Below are 16889 nucleotides of genomic sequence, written 5' to 3' on the forward strand. Positions count from 1 at the left end.
GCGCAGGTCTGTCGGCATCGATGTGTCCAGCTCATCGAGGCCGCTCGTCGGCTACGTGGCGTTCGCGGGTGCGGGTGCGGACGCCTCGTCGTGGTGCCGGCGAGGGTGCAGGGAGAGGTGGCCGGCGGAGAGCCGGGCCGAGAGGGAGTCGTGGTCGGATCGATCGGTGCCGTGGATCGGGAGGCGGCTCATCGCCGACCTGCTCGCTCCATTGCGCTTCGTTCCCACGTCGACTTCCTCGTCACTCCGAATGTGACCGTTCACATTGTGTGTCACACGATAGCCCCAGACCTCCACCTGATGTCAAGTCGGGATGGGTCTCATTTTCATAACCGGCGACGGTCGGGGCATGGTCGCGCTCTCAGTGGGCCCGTGCGGACACGTACCCCGGCCACGGGCACGCCTTGCACGGCGTACCTGTAACCCGGGGACGTGCCCGGGCGATCCCAGTGGTCGCCTAGAGTTCGGCGTCGATGGCGCGGATGACGTCCCAGGCGCCGTCCTCGGAGTTCGACAGCACGACGACGTCGATGGCGTCCGCGGCGGTCGGGCCGAAGTAGGTGCGGACGATGCCGCTCGCGCCGGGGTTGACACCGTCGAGGTACATCGATCGCACCTGACCGTCCTCGTCGACGTCGAACTCGAAGCCGAAGCCGTAGGAGATCTCCTCGTCGACCTCGATCTGCGGGGAGGTGAACTCCTCCGTCAGCTCGGCGGTGAGGATCTTCGCGTCGCGGGCGGCGCGCAGGAAGGTGATGAGGTCGGCCGCGGTGGACTGTGCACCGGCGTCGGGGCCGCCGAGCGGCGGGAAGGCGTCGGCGTTCGAGTGCCAGACGCCGTCGTCGTCGACGTCGCCGCCCTCGGCTAGGCCGGGCTCGCCCGTCCGGCGGTCGACGAAGCCCGAGTGGTCCATGCCGAGCAGCGCGAACACCTGCTGCTCGATGAGCTGGCGGTAGGGCAGTCCCGTCACGCCCTCGAGCGCGAGCCCGAGCAGCACGTAGCCCGCGTTGACGTAGTTCGCCTCCTCGCCAGGGGCCGCGAGCGGCTCCTTGTCGGCGAAGAGCGGCAGGAGGTCGGCGGTCTCGCGGATCGACGAGGCCGGGCGCTCCGCCCAGAGGTCGTCGTAGCTCTCGCCGGCGGTCTCGTCGGCGTCGTCGGCGATGCCGGAGGTGTGGGTGAGCAGGTGGAGCAGCTGGACGTCGCGGCGGATGGTGGTGCCGTCGAGGTCGACGTACTCGTGGATCGACTCGTCGAGGTCGATGTGTCCGGCGTCGACCTGCTGGAGCACGGCGGCGGCGGTGAAGAGCTTCGTGATGGACGCCGTGTCGAAGCGGGTGTCGAGGGTGATGGGCTCGTCTCGCTCCCGGGAGGCGAGGCCGCGGGCGGCCTCGAAGAGCGTCTCGTCACCGCGCTTGACGAGCACGACGCCCGAGAAGTCGGTGGCTTCGATGACGCGGGCGACGCTTTCGGTATCCATCCCCCAACGGTACCGTCGCGGACCCCTCCATGGCTCCACGCACCCTGGGGGACCCGATCCGTCAGGTGCCGGACGCGCGTGCATAATGGGTGCAGCACGAAATGTGACCGTGCACATCGAGGTCCGAGGAATCCGTGAGCGACGACGCCGAACGGGGGCGAGCCCCCAATATCCGTGATGTCGCGCGCCTGGCCGGGGTCTCCCACCAGACGGTCTCGCGAGTGCTCAACAACCATCCGAGCATCCGCGACTCGACCCGCGACCGGGTCCTCGCCGTCATGGACGAGGTCAACTACCGTCCGAACCGGGCGGCCAGGGCGCTCGTGACGAGTCGGTCGCGCACCATCGGCGTGCTCGCGAGCCAGCGGTCGCAGTACGGTCCGGCGAGCATGATCCAGGCGATCGAGAACGCGAGCAAGGACGCCGGGTACCTCGTCAGCACGGCGAACCTGCCCGACGTCTCCGACGCGTCGATCGTCGCCGCCGTCGAGCATCTGCTCGCGCAGTCGGTCGACGGCATCGTGGTCATCGCGCCGCAGGTCCGGGTGTTCCGGGCGATCGAGGAGTTGCAGGTGCGGGTGCCGTTCATCGCGGTGCAGTCCGGCGGCGACCTCGACGACCACTCGATCGGCGTCGACCAGGTCGCCGGTGGACGTTTGGCGACGCGGCACCTCATCGAGCTCGGGCATCGGAACATCTACCACCTCGCCGGCCCGCAGGACTGGATCGAGGCCGAGGCGCGCATGCACGGGTTCCTCGCCGAGATGAGTGCGCAGGACGTGCCGACGACCGCGCCGATCCTCGGTGACTGGACGGCCGACTTCGGCTATCGCGCCGGGATCGAACTCATGCGGGTGCGCGACTTCACGGCGATCTTCTCGTCGAACGACCAGATGGCGCTCGGCCTCATCCACGCGATCCGCGACGAGGGGTACGACGTGCCGCGCGACGTGTCGATCGTGGGGTTCGACGACATCCCGGAGGCGCCCCATTTCTGGCCGCCGCTCACGACGGTGCGGCAGGACTTCGACGAGCTGGGGCGTCGCTGTGTCGCGCGGCTGCTCGGCAACCTCGAGGTCGACGCCGTCGGGTACCGCGGAACGATCGAGCCGGAGCTCATCGTGCGGAAGTCGACGGGTCGTCCGGCCTTCTGACCCTGGTGGTCGTGTGTGGTGTGGTGGCGCCAGCGCGGTGCGCTGACGTGAGCGCGGGTCACACGCGTGAGCGCTACCCTCCGGAGGCCCGCGCTCGAGTCCACGCCCCGCGCCCACGCCGATTCGGGCGAGCTCACGTCAGCGCACCGCGCTGACACCGGGTGGGCACGTCTCGCGCCAGCGCACCGCGCTGACCACCAGGCCGACAGTAACCGAGGCGACGGTCACCAGGCGGCGGGGTCCGCGATGAGGCGGTCGAAGGCGAGTTCCGCGGCACCGATGAGCAGGAGGTCCTGACCGAGTTCGGCACGCACGATCGTGACGTCCTCGAACGGCGGGACGAGCGCCCGCTCACGGACCGCGTCGTGCAACTCCTCCGACGCCAGTTCGAGCACGATCCCGAGATGCCCACCGAGGACGACGAGTTCGGGGTCGAGGATGTTCACCGTCCCGGCGAGCGCCCGTCCGAGCGTCCGGGCCTGCCGGGCGACCTCCTCCCGCATCGCCCCCGCCGGATCGGCAGCGATGCCCTCGGCGAGCGCCGCTTCGAGGACCGCGTCGTCCCCTGCGGTGAGGCCGGCGACACGGAGGAGCTCACTGCGTCGGACGGCGTCTTCGAGCGCGTTGCCGGCGGCCGTCGCCGAGGTGTGACCGAACTCCCCCGCGTATCCGCGCGCACCACCGACGGGTCGGCCACCGGCGATGATGCCACCACCGATACCGCTCGCGCCGCCGTTCAGGTAGACGAGGTCGTCGATACCGCGGCCCGCGCCGAAGGTCCGCTCGGCCCGTGCGCCGAGGCTCGCATCGTTGGCCGCGAACACCGCACGATCGGTCGCGGCACGCAGCCGTTCGACCAGGGGTTCGTCGACCCACCCCAAGTGCGGCGCGAGCCGGACGACCCCGTCGGCGTCCCGGACGAGACCGGGGATCGCCAGCCCGATCCCACCGCCGCCGCGCGCCTCGTCGGGCAGGCGGTCGGCGAGTTCCGCGACCAGCTCCGCGATGATCGCCGTCGCCTGGGCCGCCGTCGGTGTCGTGTCGACCTCGCGACGCACGCGCTCGAGGACCTCGCCGCCGAGTCGCACGGCCGCCACCGTGATCGCGTCGAGTTCCGGGTTCGCCGCGAAGGCGACGGCTCGCTGGCCGGCCGAGACGAGCGGCGACGGCCGGCCGACTCCCTGCCCGCCGACCGGGACCGACTCCGTGACGATGCCGGTCGAGGCGAGTTCCGTGACGAGCGCGGCGACCGTGGACCGGTTGAGCCCGGTCGCCCTCGTGAGCGCCGACCGCGACTGCACCCCGCCCTGGTGCACGAGCTCGACGATCCGCCCGAGGTTGCGACGGCGCACCGAGTCGAGTCCGCTCCCCATGCCGGATCCGCCCGCCGGACCCGCCCCGACCGCTGTCGACTCGCTCACACGCACACCCTCTGCTCGATCCCTCCAGTGTTCCCTATCCGGGCACGCGCCGGTTCACCCGGCACTCGCACCCGCTCGGGGCACGTGTTCCACGGAGTGCCCCGAGTCCGGGCACGTGCCCGTTCATCCACGTCCGCCGCGGATGGTTGACTGGTCGGATGCCCGCCGCCTGGACACTCCGCCCTGCAACCATCGACGACTCGACCTGGATGGCCGAGCTGCGCGCCGTCGTCATGCGGCCCGACCTCGAGCGCCTCGGTCGCTACGACGAGACCCGCGTGCGCCAGCGCTTCCTCGACGGATATCGACCGGAACACACCTCGGTGATCGAGGTCGACGGGGTCACAGCCGGGCTGGTCGCCCTTCGTCCGGAACCCGACGAGCGATGGCTCGAGCACTTCTACCTCGCGCCCGAGCACCAGGGCGCGGGCCTCGGCACCGCGGTGCTCGCGCAGCTCCTGTCCGACGACGGTGACCCGCGCCCGTTCCGTCTCAACGTCCTCCAGGGCAGCCCGGCCCGCCGCCTCTACGAGCGCCACGGCTTCACGCTCGAACGCGAGGACGAGGTCGACGTCTGGATGGTCCGCCGGGGCTGAACACCCAGCGGCACGGCAGCAGGAGATCGGCACCGCAGCAGGACGTCCGGCTAGGGAACGTCCTGTCACCGAGCGGATCTCCTCCTGCCACGACGCCGGTTCCGGCTACCGGGTGAGCCGCGCGAGGCCCTCGACCGCCTCGACGACCCGTCCGCCAGCCAGCCGAGCGCTGAACGAAGCACCCGTCGGACCGCTGACGGTCGCACCCTCGTCCGTGCGTGAGACCGCGAACGAGACCGCCTCCCCGCCGGTCGGATCGGACACACGCACCGATGAGACCCCGGGAGCCCCCGGGTACACCGTGATGAGCGGCGCGTCGGTGTAGTCGTAGTCGGGGCGGTCGTCGCGTACCCCGGTCACGAGCGCGGCGCCCTCGCGGACCCACAGCGGCAGCGACGAGAAGTCGTGCCGTTCGCTCCGCCACGTCCCACCTTGGACGACCTCGTCGGTCAGCAGGTTGGTCCAGGTCCCCGTCGGCAGGTAGTACTGCACGTCGCCGACCTCACTGAACACCGGCGCGACGAGCAGGTGCTCGCCGAGCAGGTACTGACGGTCGAGGTGGTCGACGGCGGGGTCGCCGGGGAACTCGAGCTGCATGGGACGCATGAACGGAATGCCCCGCGACGCCGCCTCGAGCCCGACCTCGTACAGGTACGGCATGAGTCGCAGCTTGAGGTTCGTGAAGCGACGGGCGACGTCGACGGCGCTCTGGCCGGGCGCCTCGGTGCCGTCGTCGAAGGCCCACGGCACGCGGTAGCTCGAGGAGCCGTGCAGGCGCGAGTGGCTCGACATGAGCCCGAACGCCAGCCACCGTTTGAACACGGCCGGGTCGGGGAAACCCTCGAACCCGCCGATGTCGTGACTCCAGTACCCGAACCCGCTCGCCGCGAGTGAGAGCCCGCCGCGCAGCGTCTCCGCCATCGACTCGTAGCTCGAGGAGTTGTCGCCACCCCAGTGCACCGGCTGCTGCTGACCGCCCACGGTCGCGGACCGCGCGAAGAGGACGGCCTCGCCGACGCCGCTCGCCTCCTCGAGCGCCGTGAACACCGCGGCGTTGTACAACTGGGCGTACCAGTTGTGCATGATCTGCGGGTCGCTGCCGTCATGCCAGACGACGTCGGTCGGGATCCGCTCGCCGAAGTCCGTCTTGATGGCATCGACGCCCTGGCCGACGAGCGTGCGGATCTTGTCCTGGAACCAGGCGGTCGCCGCGGGGTTCGTGAAGTCGACGAGGCCCATGCCCGCCTGCCACATGTCCCATTGCCACACCGATCCGTCGGCGCGGCGCACGAGGTAGCCTGCGTCCGCCGCCTCGGCGAACAGCTTCGACCGCTGCCCGATGTACGGGTTGATCCACGCACTCACCTTGAGGTCGCGGTCATGGAGCCGCGCGAGCATGCCCTCCGGGTCGGGGAAGACCCGGGCGTCCCACTCGAAGTCCGTCCAGTTGAACTCGCGCATCCAGAAGCAGTCGAAGTGGAAGACGCTGAGCGGCAGGCTCCGCTCGGCCATGCCGTCGATGAAGCTGTTGATGGTGCCCTCGTCGTACTGGGTGGTGAACGACGTCGACAACCACAGTCCGTACGACCACGCGGGTACCCGGGCGGGCCGCCCGGTGAGCTCCGTGTACCGTTCGAGCACCTCCTTGGGCGTGGGGCCCGCGAACACCAGGTATTCGAGGGACTCCCCTGCGACGGAGAACTGCACGCGCTCGACGGCCTCGGTCCCGACCTCGAAGGAGACGTGCTCGGGGTGGTTCACGAGCACGCCGTACCCGCGGTTCGTGAGGTAGAACGGCACGTTCTTGTAGGACTGCTCGCTCGAGGTGCCGCCGTCCGCGTTCCAGACGTCGATCGTCTGACCGTTTTTGACGAACGGCCCGAACCGCTCGCCGAGTCCGTAGACGAGCTCGCCCACGCCGAGGGCGAGCTGTGCGTGCACGTAGGCGCCGGGTGCGGCGAGCCCGGTGGTCGTGACGCCGGCGACCCCGGCCGGTTCGGTCGTGACCGGCGCGCCGTCGTCGAGGTGCACGAGCGCGATGGACTTCGCTCCGCTCACCGTGATCCGCTCACCGTCGTCGAGGAATTCGAGCGACCACGGTGCGCCGGCGCTCACCCGTGCCGTCAGCCGACCACTGGTGAGCGAGCCGCCCTCCGCGTCGATCGTGACCTCGCCGACCCCGCCGGGTGTCGCACCGACGAGCTCGAAGCCCGGACTGCGCCGAGCCCCGCTGTGGTGGACGACGCGGACACTGATGACCCCCTCGAGCGGCGACGACAGCGTGACCGTCAGCACCGTGCGGTTGAGTGTGTCGCCGCGGGTTGCGAGGACCTTCGTCGGCGCGGTCACGACGAGCGAGCGGCCGTCCGGCGCGGCGTCGAGGTCGTAGGCCTCCTGCGCGTAGCGGGCGTCGACGCGTGGTCTCGTGTGCCAGAACCCGTCGGTGAACTTCATCGGGCCTCCTCCAGGACGACGACCGCGCCGGGCTCGACGGTCACCCGGCCGGTGTGTGTGACTCCGGTGAGCAGGTCGACCCCGCCGGCCTCCGCGGTGCACGGCCGGTCGCTCTGGTTGATCAGGAAGAGGTACGAGGCACCGTCACCGACACGTCGGACCGCGTCGAGTCCGCGGTCGCGCACGACCACGGGGGCGACCCCGGCATCCGCGACGACCTCGGCGAGCAGCTGCGCCAACCCGGCGTCGTCGAGGCTCGTCGCGAGGTAGCGGGCGGACCCGGAACCGACGCGACGGACCGTCACGGCAGGCCAGCCGTGGAAGTCGCCGCCGTCGAAGCGCACGAGCACCTCCGCGTCGCGTGCCTCCACGCGCTCGACCCATCGGCCGGCGGTCGCCCCGGAGTCGAGGCGCAGCACGGTCTCCGCGAACTGCGGGAAGTGCTCGTCGGAACGGATCCCGAGCGTCTCCCGGAACGCGCCGGGGTAGCCGCCCGGGATCACCCGGTTGGTCTCGTCGACGATGCCGGAGCTGTAGCCGACGAGCAGGTGCCCGCCTCCGGCGACGAACGCGTCCAGTCGCTCGGCGAGGCCGTCCGGTGCCAGGAAGAGCGTCGGCACGAGGACGACGGCGTAGGCGTCGAGTGCGGCGTCGGACGGCAGGACGTCCACCGCGACACCGGCGTCGGTGAGGGCCCGGTGCATCGCGATGGGCTCGCGCGTCGAGGTGACGTCGTTGCTCGGGTTCCGTCCGCTCCGGAGCGCTGCGGCACTCAACTGGTCGTACAGGATCGCGACCTTCGCCCGTTCGACCCGGCTGCCCCGGACCCGCGCGAGGGACACGAGGTCCGAGCCGAGAGCGGCGGCATCTCGGAAGATCGTGGAGTCGGCTCCGGCGTGGGGGACGATCGACGAGTGGAACTGCTCCGAGCCGGCGGTCGAGGCGCGCCACTGGAAGAACATCGCGCCGTCGGCTCCTCGCGCGACGTGCGCGAGCGTGTCGCGACGCATCTCCCCGGGACCCTTCGCGCGGTTGACGCCCTGCCAGTTGACGGCGGCGGTCGAGTGCTCGATGAGCAGCCACGATTCGCCCGCCGCGATCCCGCGGGTGCGGTCCGCGCTGAAGGCGAGCTCGCCCGCGCGGTGCGGGTCGGCACCGATCGTGTAATGGTCGTTCGCGACGACGTCGACAGCCTTCGCCCAGCGCGCGTAATCATGCACACCCGGCTCGTTCATGACCATGAAGTTGGTCGTGATCGGGATGTCCGGGGTGACGTCTCGGAGCACGGCGCGCTCGGCCTCGTAGTACCCGAGTAGCGCGTCGCTCGTGAAGCGCTCGAAGTCGAGGAGCAGTCCGGGATTGTGTCCGGTCGAGGCGAACCGCGGCGGCTGCACCTGCTCGAACGCGGTGTAGTGGTGCCCCCAGAACGCGGATCCCCAGGCCTGGTTCAGCGCCTCCACGGAGCCGTGGCGTTCGGCGAGCCAGCGCTGGAACGCGGCGCCGGTCTCGTCGTCGTAGCTGCGGGCGTTCTCGTTACCGAGCTCGTTGCTCACGTGCCACAGGCGCAGCGCCGGATGAGAGCCGTAGCGTTCGGCCATCGCCCGGACGACGCGCAGCGCATAGCGGCGGAACGTCGCGGAACTCGGCGACCACGCGAGTCGACCGCCCTGCGACACCCGGACGCCCATCGCGTCGACGGTCGTGATCTCGGGGTGCGCCTGCAGCAGCCAGATCGGCGGGGCCGCGGTCGGTGTCGCCAGGTTCACGCCGACACCACCCTCGTGAAGGAGATCCATGATGCGGTCGAGCCAGCCCCACTCGAAGACGCCGTCGGCGACCTCGAGGAGGCCCCACGAGAAGACGCCGAGGTTGACGGTGTTGACCCCCGCCTCGCGCATGAGCGCGACGTCCTCCGGCCACACCTCCTCCGGCCATTGTTCGGGGCTGTAGTCGCCGCCGTAGGCCAGGCCGTCGGCGATCCAGGGGAACTCCCGGGGTGCGCCGAGGTCGTCGGCCGTCGATGTGAACGTGTTCATCCTTTGAGACTCCCGCTGATGAGATCGAGGCGCCAGAAGCGCTGGAGGAAGAGCATCAGGGCGACCAGCGGAATGATCGAGAGCAGGGCGCCCATGATGGCCAGGGTGTAGAGGACCGGGGTGCCGGTGCCTCGGTTGAGGAGGAGGTAGAGGCCCTGCGTGAGCGGGAACTTGGACTCGTCGCTCAGCATGATGAACGGCAGGAGGAAGTTGTTCCAGATGCCGATGAACTGCAGCATGAAGACCGTCACGAGCCCCGGCACCATCATCGGCAGGGCGATCGATCGGAAGATGCGGAACTCGTTGCCGCCGTCGATCCGCGCGGCCTCGATCGTGTCGCCCGGCACCGAGGACTGCGCGTAGATGCAGGCCAGGTAGATGCCGAACGGGTTGATGATCGACGGGAGCAGGACCGACCAATAGGAGTTCGACAGGCCGATCTCCGAGACGAGCAGGTACTGCGGGATCGCGAGCGTGATCTGCGGGATGAGCACCCCGGCGAGCAGCACCGTGAAGACGAGGCTGCGCCCTCGGAAGTTGTAGCGGGCGAGGGCGTACCCGGCCGTCGCGCTGACGAAGGTGGACAGGATCGCACCGCCGCCCGCGTAGAGCAGACTGTTGCCCGCCCACTTCCAGAAGGCGCCGCCCGAGTAGGCGGAGAGCTGGGCGAGGTTGTCCCAGAAACCGGTGCCGAAGGTGAAGGAGCCGCTCGTGAACAGCTCGCCCGACGACTTCGTGGAGGCGGTGATGACCCAGATGATCGGGAGGAGCGTGTAGACGGCGCCGAGGAGCAGGATGATCGTCGGGATGACCCGGACACCTGGTCGGGTGCGGCGGGTGGGCAGCGCGTGACCGAGACGAGGTCGCGCGACGGTGGCGGAGGTGGTGTTCACGGAGTGTCCTAGCTGTCGAAGGTCCGGCGCTGCAGGCCGCGCAGCAGGAAGACCGAGATGAGGAGCGTCCCGAGTGCGAGGACGACGGAGGTCGCCGCGGCACCGGGGATGTTGTCGAGCGCGAACGCGTCGCGGTACACCTTCATCAGCGGGAAGAAGGAGTAGGAGATGGAGTTCGACAGGCTGCGGAGGGTCTGCGGTTCGCCGTAGGCCTGCAGGGTCGCGATGACCGAGAACAGGAACGTCAGGATGAGCGCCGGCGACAGCAGCGGGATCTTGATCCGCCAGGCGATGGTCCACTCGTTCGCGCCGTCGATCCGGGCCGCCTCGTAGAGCTCCGTGGGGATGGACCGCAGCGCGGTGTACATCACCACCATGTTGAAGCCGATGCCCGACCAGATCGCGATGTTCGCGAGCGAGCCGAAGATCTCCGGGGCCGCGAGGAAGTCCGGGGCGGGGAGACCGAGGCTCGTGAACGCCGCGGTGAACGGGCTCGTCGAGGGCAGGTACATGAACCCCCACATGAGCGTCGCGATGACGCCGGGGACGGCGTACGGCAGGAAGATCGCGGTCCGGGAGAACCGCGTCGCCCGAACCCGGGGGATGTCGAGCAGGAGGGCGAAGACGAGCGCCAGTCCGAGGGTGAGTGGCACGGCGATGACGGCGAACATCCCGAGTCGGCCGAGCGAGGCGACGAACTCCGGGTCGGTGAGCGAGGCGACGTAGTTGTCGAATCCGACGAACACCTGCTGCTTCTTCCCGAAGGCTCCGCCGGCGACCTTGAGCTGCGTGAAGGACAGGTAGAGGGCGTAGCCGATGGGGATGATGAGGAAGAGGACGAAGAGGATGGCCGCGGGCGAGAGGAACGCCCACGGGGCGAGCGCCCCGCCGGCTGTCCTCCGCCGACGGGTGCGGCCAACCCGAGTGGTCGGTGCGGTGGTCATGATGCTCCTTCTCGGTGACGAGCTGGGTGGGGCTGCAGGTGCGGGTGGGCGTGGGCGGACGCCGGAGCGGCGCCCGCCCACCGTGACCTACTCGGCGACGTCGTACCCGGACTTCTTCAGGTCGTCGACGACCGCCTGCTGGGTCTTCGTGAGGACGTCGGCGAAGGAGGTGCCGTTCGCGGTCGCGGCCTTGATGCCGTCCGTGTAGGTGTCGAACGCCACCTGCGTGTTCGGCCCCCAGGTCACGGGTGCCGTGTCCGCGGCGATGTCGGCGGCCACCGTCCAGAAGTCGGACTGCCCGGAGACGAGCTCGGGAAGTGGCAGCGACGACAGGCTCTCCTGCCCGGCGATGGACGCCGGGAACAGACCGGCGATCGACGCGAGGGCCGAGGAGCCCTCCTGCGAACCGTTCAGCCACTCGAGGAACTTCGTGGCCTCCTTCGGGTGCTCACTCATCGTGGTGACCATGACGGAGGAGCCGCCCATGAGCCCGGCCGCGGTCTCGCCGTCCCACGACGGCATGGGCGCGATCTTCCAGAGCCCGGCCGTGTCGGGTGCGACGGAGGCGACGGCCCCTGGCGCCCAGACACCCGCCGTGAAGCTGAGGAGCGAGCCGTCGTTCATCTTCGTGTTCCACTCCGGCGTGAAGAAGTGCGTCGTGTCGGCGAGTCCGCCGCTCACGAGTCCCTGCCAGTAGTCCGCGACGCGCGTGGACTCGGGTGAGTCGACGTCGACGCCCCAGGCCTCACCGTCGATCGACCACCAGTCGACGCCGAGCGGCTGACCGTAGGCGACGAAGGTGGACGCGTCGTCGGGGTACCCGCCCAGGTAGGCGTCCGGGGCCACCTGACGGACCTGCGCCGCCGTCGCCGCGTACTCGTCCCAGGTCGTCGGCACCTGCAGGCCGTACTGCTCGAACAGGTCGGCGCGGTACATGAACACCATGGGGCCGGTGTCCTGGGGCACGGCGTAGACGGCGTCGCCGAGGGAGGTGAGCGCCCAGGTGGCGTCGGTGAACTCGTCCTTGAACGACGCGACATCCTCGGTGATGTCGAGTGCCACGTCGCTCGTGACGAGGTTCGGGATCTTCTGGTACTCGGCCTGGACGAGGTCCGGACCTTCGCCGGCGCGCTTGGCCGCGAGCGTCTTCGCGACGATGTCGTCCGCGCCAGCCGCCTGCACGAGCTTGACCTGGATGTCGGGGTTGTCCTCGTTCCAGACGTCGATGACGTCGGCGATGTTCGGAGCCCAGCCCCAGTACTCGAGCTGGACGGGGCCCGAGGACCCGCTGTCGGCGCTGCAGCCGGCGAGGGAGATGCCGACGGCCGCGACGACTGCCACGGACGCTGCTCTGCTGATGATCTTCATGGCGCTACTTCCTTGTAGGGCGGTCGGTCGACCGCGGGGTGGTGGTGTCGGGTGGTGCGGGAGGTGGTGCGTGGAGGACCCGGGTGGGCGCGGTCCGGACGGTCCGAGGTCGGGGTCGATGGGTCGGGTCGGTTGTCGAAACGTTTCGATGATGCAGGTGCGGCCACCATGGGCGACCGGGGCGGGCAGGATCAGTCGGCGGGCGGAGCCGCGACGGAGCCGTACTCGACGAACCAGGGTTCGATGAGTTCGACGTGCGGCTCGACCGGGGTCTCGAGTTGCCGCATGGTGAGCGCGATGGCTCGCGCACAGGACTGTTCGGCCGGCAGGGGGATCACGTCGATCGCCGGCTCGAGGTGGGCGGTGTCGAAGCTGGAGCACGCCGAGATGACCGAGAGGTCCTCGGGGATGCGGACGCCACGGCGGGCGAGCACGTCCAGCGCCATCGCCTGGACGGGTTCGTTGCTCTGGAAGACGAGCCCGGTGGGCGCGGCTCCGAGCTGGGCCTCGATGTCGTCGAGGGCGCGGACGACGCTCCCCGCATCCTCGGCGCACGCCCGGAACACCGGCTCGACGCCGTTCGCCTCGCACGCGGCGATGAACGCGTCGCGGAACCGCGGCGGGAAGTTCGACCCGCGCTCGTAGATCGCGGGCGACTGGCCGATGCACGCGATCCGCCGATGGCCGAGTGCGAGGAGACGCTCGACCGCGAGCCAGGCCGAACGCTCGAAGTCGAGGTCGACGCAGACGAGTCCGTCGGTGTCGGCCGGGACACCGACGAGGGTCGCGGGAACACCCAGTTCGCGAACGAGGTCCGCGCGTTCGTCGGTGGTCGAGACGTCGAGCAGGACGATGCCGTCGACGAGGGAGGACTGCGAGACGCGACGGAGCCCGTCGGTCGCGTCGTCCTGGGTGAGGAGGACGACGTCGTAGTCGTACTCGCGCGCCGCGTTCACGACGGCGAGGACGAAGGTCATGTGCGCCGGGGCATGGGTGCCGGCGTGCAGCGGAGCGCTCAGGGCGAGCAGGTTGGTGCGGGCACCTTTGAGCATCCGGGCGCCGGCGTTGGCCCGGTAGCCGAGGGCGTTGGCCGCCTCCTCGACGCGGAGGCGCGTGCTCTCGGTGATCGAGCGCTTCCCCGTGAGGGAGTAGGAGACCGTGCTGATGGAGACACCTGCGGCCTGCGCCACATCGTGAATGCTCACCATCTCGGACTCCATCGTCGATACGTTTCGATTGCTTCGTGAGGGAGCCTAAGCGAGGTCGCGTCGGGACGCAAGTCTTTTGTGGCGAGCGCCAACAAATGGCCGCCGGCGCGAGGACAGGAGATCCGCGTCGCAACAGGACGATCCTGGTGGGAGTGTCCTGCCCTCGCGCCGATCGCCTGCCGAAGGTCGGCCGAGCTCACGCCGGCTGGCGGACCGTGGTGACGATGTCGACGAGGTGCGGGTCGGCCGGCGCGGAACCGAAGCCGAAGCGCACGGGTGGGTCCAGACGGGCGAGGGTGCCGAGGTCCGCGCCGGACCAACTCGCGGTGGCGGCGGTGATGCGGCGAGCGCCGGTCACGCCGTAGTACTCGCGACGACCGTTGCCGGCGGAGCCCGCCGTGCGGGCGCCGGGCTGGAGCACCCGGGCGAGGGGGTCGATCGTCTGCAGCCAGACGGGGTTGACGGCCACCGGCTTGGGGACGACCCGGAGCGCACGACCGAGCGGAGAGCTCCCACCGATGCGGAGCGTCGTGTCGAGCGGACCGCCCACGAAGCGGAGCCCCGTCGGCAGGCGTGTCCAGCCGACCGTGCCGATCTCGACGTCGTCGAAGGTGTACGTGGAGGAGATGAAGTCGGCGATCTCCTGCGTCGGCGCGAGCAGCAGGCGCTTGCCGCGGGAGTCCTCGATCATCGCGTCGGCGAACGAGCCGAACGGCGAGGTGGACCAGAGTCCGAGGACGATGCGGACGCCGCCCGTGGTGCCGTAGCCGGCGATCCTCCCGGAGAAACGAAGGTCGGTTGCTGGCATGGGATCACCCTAGTCGCCCATGCTGCGGGAGTATCCGTGAACGGGCGGGCCGCGGCCCGGTCCCTGAGCCGCGCCCGGTCCCTGTGCCTGTCGAACGGCACGGGAGCACCACCCGGTTGACGGCGTCGGCGCGATCCGCTTCCGTTGGAGCATGCCGACCTCGCTGCTCCTGCTCGCCGACACCCACCTGCCGAAGCGGGCGAAGGTCCTGCCGGACGCGGTCTGGGCCGCCGTCGACACGGCGGACCTCGTCGTCCACGCGGGTGACTGGGTCGACGAGGCGACCCTCGACGCCCTCGAGGCCCGGGCCGCCCGCCTCGTCGGCGTCTTCGGCAACAACGACGGCCCCGGACTCCGCGCGCGTCTCCCCGAGGTCGCTCGCTTCGAGCTCGACGGGCTGCGGTTCGCCGTCGTCCACGAGACCGGGGCGGCGACCGGGCGCGAGCGACGGGCCGACGAGGCCTTCCCCGACACCGACGTCCTGGTCTTCGGGCACAGCCACATCCCGTGGGACTCGGTCTCGCCCGCCGGTCTGCGCCTGCTGAACCCCGGGTCGCCGACGGACCGCCGTCGTCAACCGGAGTGCACGATGATGACCGCGCGGGTCACCGACGCCACCCTCACTGACCTCCACCTGCTTCCGGTCCCGCGAACTGTCGCTCGGCGCTAGTCCGAGCGGCTGTAACTGTGCCGGAGTGACAGTTCGCGGGCCACCGGTGCCGGACGGTCAACCGTGCTGGTCAGGTCCACGACGCGGTGCTCACGACCGGCGACGATGATCGCCTCCATGATCTCCAACACGTGGAACGCGAGGTCGCCCGAGGCCCGATGCGGGCGGTCCTGTTCGATCGCCTCGGCCAGGTCGGACAGGCCCACCCCGCGCCCGGCGTCGACGAAGCCGGCGCTGTCGGGGACGGCACGCCAGGTGCGGTCGTCGGCCGTCGCGATCTCCACCGGGTCCGAGAACCGGTTCGGGTCGGGCACGGCGACCGTCCCACCCGTCCCGTAGACCTCGAAGAGCGGCACGCGGCTCGCCCACACCTCGAACGAGACCGTCACGGTCGAGACCACCCCGTTCGCGTGCTCGAGGATCGCGGTGACGTGCGTGTCGACCTCCTCGTGCACCGGGATCGGCGTCCCGGCAAGCGGTCCCGTCGCCACCGACCGCTCACGATCCGACCGCGCGACCGCCCCCGACACCCGCACGACGGGACCGAAGAACGACACCAGGCTCGTCAGGTAGTACGGCCCCATGTCGAGGAGCGGTCCGCCACCCGGCTGGTAGTAGAACGCGGGGGCCGGGTGCCACAGCTCATGGCCCGGGGCGCTCCAGGCGACCGCCGCGGCGATCGGCCGACCGATGGCGCCGCTGTCGAGCACGGCGAGCGCCGTCTGAACCCCCGACCCGAGGACGGTGTCCGGTGCGCTGCCGACGCGGAGGCCCTTCGCCGCCGCGAGCTCGAGCACCGGTCGCGCCTCGGCGGTCGACAGGGCCAGGGGCTTCTCCCCGTAGACGTGCTTGCCGGCCTCGAGGGCTCGGAGCGCGACCTCGGCGTGCGCGGCCGGGATGGTGAGGTTCAGGACGACGTCGACCTCGGGGTCGGCGAGCAGCTCGTCGACGCTCGACGACCGCACGCCCTGTTCGGCGGCGACCTCCGCGGCGCGGACGAGGTCGAGGTCCGCGACGACGACGAGCTCGAGGTTCGGCAGCTCCGGGAACTCGGCGAAGTACTGCTTCGAGATGTTGCCGACGCCGATGACGCCGACCCTGAGGACGGATCCCCCGGCGGTCTCCGATGCCCCGTTCAGCGTGCTGCCCACAGCAGGCCCCTTTCGATGATGGTCCGGACGTTCGGATCTTCGACGATCTCGATGCGGTGGCCGGGAGCGGACACGAAGATCCTGCCCTTCCCCCACTGCCGCGTCCAGATGGCGGGCGCCGTGACGGGTCGGTTCCACGCGTCCCAGGGCCGCACCTCCTGCGTCGTCGTCGCGAGGACGTCGTTGTACTCGTCGCTCAGCACCCAGTACTGCTCGGTGACGAGGTCGAAGTCCTCGATCCCCTCCGTGATGGGGTGGGTCCGGCCGTACTCGGTGATGTGGACGGTGTAGGGGATGTAGTTGTCGGACTGTTCCCCCGTCCGCTCGGCCGGGTCCTTGCCGGCGTGGTGCGCGAACTGGCCACCGATCATGTGGAGGTAGTCGGCGTTGTTGCGGTACGAGTCCGCGATCCCGCCGTGCCAACCGGCCATGCCCGTCCCGTTCAGGACGGCGCGTTGCAGGCCGGCGAACTCCTCCGGCTCGATGGTGTTCATCGTGTTGATCTGCACGATGAGGTCGACCGTGTCGAGGTAGTCGGTGTCCGTGTAGACGGTGGTCCCGTCCTCGACGCGGACGGTGAACCCGTTCGCCTCCAGGAAGGGGATGAAGGCCGCGGTCGTCTCGACGGGCATGTGCCCGTCCCAGCCGCCTCGCACCACGAGCGCCTGCTTGTCAGTCATGTGTTCCTCTCAGGGGATGGTTCGGTCAT

Annotated in this window: 15 protein-coding genes; 3 read left to right on the plus strand and 12 right to left on the minus strand. The window is 70.1% G+C overall.

Annotation, left to right across the window (positions count from 1 at the left end):
* Positions 1-51: 51 nt before the first annotated feature.
* Together B9Y95_RS20705 and B9Y95_RS14120 are read right to left on the minus strand one after the other, a co-directional pair.
* A complete protein-coding gene (locus B9Y95_RS20705) occupies positions 52-192 on the minus strand; it encodes a hypothetical protein (RefSeq protein ID WP_159453415.1) in 141 nt (46 codons plus the stop codon).
* A gap of 265 nt (positions 193-457) precedes the next feature.
* Positions 458-1477 carry a serine hydrolase domain-containing protein gene (locus tag B9Y95_RS14120; RefSeq protein ID WP_085512643.1) on the minus strand — a complete coding sequence of 340 codons (1020 nt, stop codon included), beginning with the start codon at positions 1475-1477 and terminating at the stop codon, positions 458-460.
* A gap of 134 nt (positions 1478-1611) precedes the next feature.
* On the opposite strand from B9Y95_RS14120, the gene B9Y95_RS14125 reads away from it, so the two are divergent.
* Positions 1612-2631, plus strand: coding sequence for a LacI family DNA-binding transcriptional regulator (locus tag B9Y95_RS14125; protein ID WP_064294998.1), 1020 nt, complete (start codon positions 1612-1614; stop codon positions 2629-2631).
* A 224-nt stretch (positions 2632-2855) separates the two neighbouring features.
* Here B9Y95_RS14125 and B9Y95_RS14130 read toward each other — a convergent pair whose 3' ends face one another.
* Positions 2856-4052 carry an ROK family protein gene (locus B9Y95_RS14130; RefSeq protein ID WP_234994113.1) on the minus strand — a complete coding sequence of 399 codons (1197 nt, stop codon included), beginning with the start codon at positions 4050-4052 and terminating at the stop codon, positions 2856-2858.
* Positions 4053-4210: 158 nt separating this feature from the next.
* On the opposite strand from B9Y95_RS14130, the gene B9Y95_RS14135 reads away from it, so the two are divergent.
* Positions 4211-4648: a GNAT family N-acetyltransferase gene (locus B9Y95_RS14135; RefSeq protein WP_085512646.1), complete on the plus strand. Its 438-nt coding sequence runs from the start codon at positions 4211-4213 to the stop codon at positions 4646-4648.
* Positions 4649-4753: 105 nt separating this feature from the next.
* On the opposite strand, the gene yicI is transcribed toward B9Y95_RS14135, so the two are convergent.
* The 7 genes from yicI to B9Y95_RS14170 form a co-directional block, all read right to left on the minus strand.
* Positions 4754-7102, minus strand: a complete 2349-nt coding sequence (yicI, locus tag B9Y95_RS14140) for an alpha-xylosidase (protein ID WP_085512648.1) — start codon at positions 7100-7102, stop codon at positions 4754-4756.
* The gene (locus B9Y95_RS14145) at positions 7099-9138 is read right to left on the minus strand and encodes a beta-galactosidase (RefSeq protein ID WP_085512651.1); all 2040 of its coding nucleotides are present in this window, start codon (positions 9136-9138) and stop codon (positions 7099-7101) included. The genes yicI and B9Y95_RS14145 overlap by 4 nt, the downstream gene beginning before the upstream one ends.
* Positions 9135-10031, minus strand: coding sequence for a carbohydrate ABC transporter permease (locus B9Y95_RS14150; protein WP_085512653.1), 897 nt, complete (start codon positions 10029-10031; stop codon positions 9135-9137). The genes B9Y95_RS14145 and B9Y95_RS14150 overlap by 4 nt, the downstream gene beginning before the upstream one ends.
* Positions 10032-10039: 8 nt before the next feature.
* Complete coding sequence (locus tag B9Y95_RS14155) at positions 10040-10975, minus strand: carbohydrate ABC transporter permease (RefSeq protein WP_085512655.1); 936 nt, start codon at positions 10973-10975, stop codon at positions 10040-10042.
* An 87-nt stretch (positions 10976-11062) separates the two neighbouring features.
* Positions 11063-12343, minus strand: coding sequence for an ABC transporter substrate-binding protein (locus tag B9Y95_RS14160; RefSeq protein ID WP_085512657.1), 1281 nt, complete (start codon positions 12341-12343; stop codon positions 11063-11065).
* A gap of 191 nt (positions 12344-12534) precedes the next feature.
* Positions 12535-13551: a LacI family DNA-binding transcriptional regulator gene (locus B9Y95_RS14165; RefSeq protein WP_159453416.1), complete on the minus strand. Its 1017-nt coding sequence runs from the start codon at positions 13549-13551 to the stop codon at positions 12535-12537.
* A gap of 196 nt (positions 13552-13747) precedes the next feature.
* Positions 13748-14359 carry a hypothetical protein gene (locus B9Y95_RS14170; RefSeq protein ID WP_064295001.1) on the minus strand — a complete coding sequence of 204 codons (612 nt, stop codon included), beginning with the start codon at positions 14357-14359 and terminating at the stop codon, positions 13748-13750.
* 151 nt (positions 14360-14510) lie between these two features.
* Here B9Y95_RS14170 and B9Y95_RS14175 point away from each other — a divergent pair, with 151 nt between their 5' ends.
* Positions 14511-15029 carry a metallophosphoesterase family protein gene (locus B9Y95_RS14175; RefSeq protein WP_085512662.1) on the plus strand — a complete coding sequence of 173 codons (519 nt, stop codon included), beginning with the start codon at positions 14511-14513 and terminating at the stop codon, positions 15027-15029.
* On the opposite strand, the gene B9Y95_RS14180 is transcribed toward B9Y95_RS14175, so the two are convergent.
* Both B9Y95_RS14180 and B9Y95_RS14185 read right to left on the minus strand, forming a co-directional pair.
* A complete protein-coding gene (locus tag B9Y95_RS14180) occupies positions 15026-16180 on the minus strand; it encodes a Gfo/Idh/MocA family protein (protein WP_234994114.1) in 1155 nt (384 codons plus the stop codon). The two genes, B9Y95_RS14175 and B9Y95_RS14180, sit on opposite strands and share 4 nt — an antisense overlap.
* Complete coding sequence (locus tag B9Y95_RS14185; protein ID WP_064295003.1) at positions 16165-16860, minus strand: ThuA domain-containing protein; 696 nt, start codon at positions 16858-16860, stop codon at positions 16165-16167. Before B9Y95_RS14185 ends, B9Y95_RS14180 begins: the two co-directional genes overlap by 16 nt.
* Positions 16861-16889: the final 29 nt, after the last annotated feature.

The organism is Plantibacter flavus (assembly GCF_900177615.1).
GTDB classification, from domain to species: Bacteria; Actinomycetota; Actinomycetes; order Actinomycetales; family Microbacteriaceae; genus Plantibacter; species Plantibacter flavus.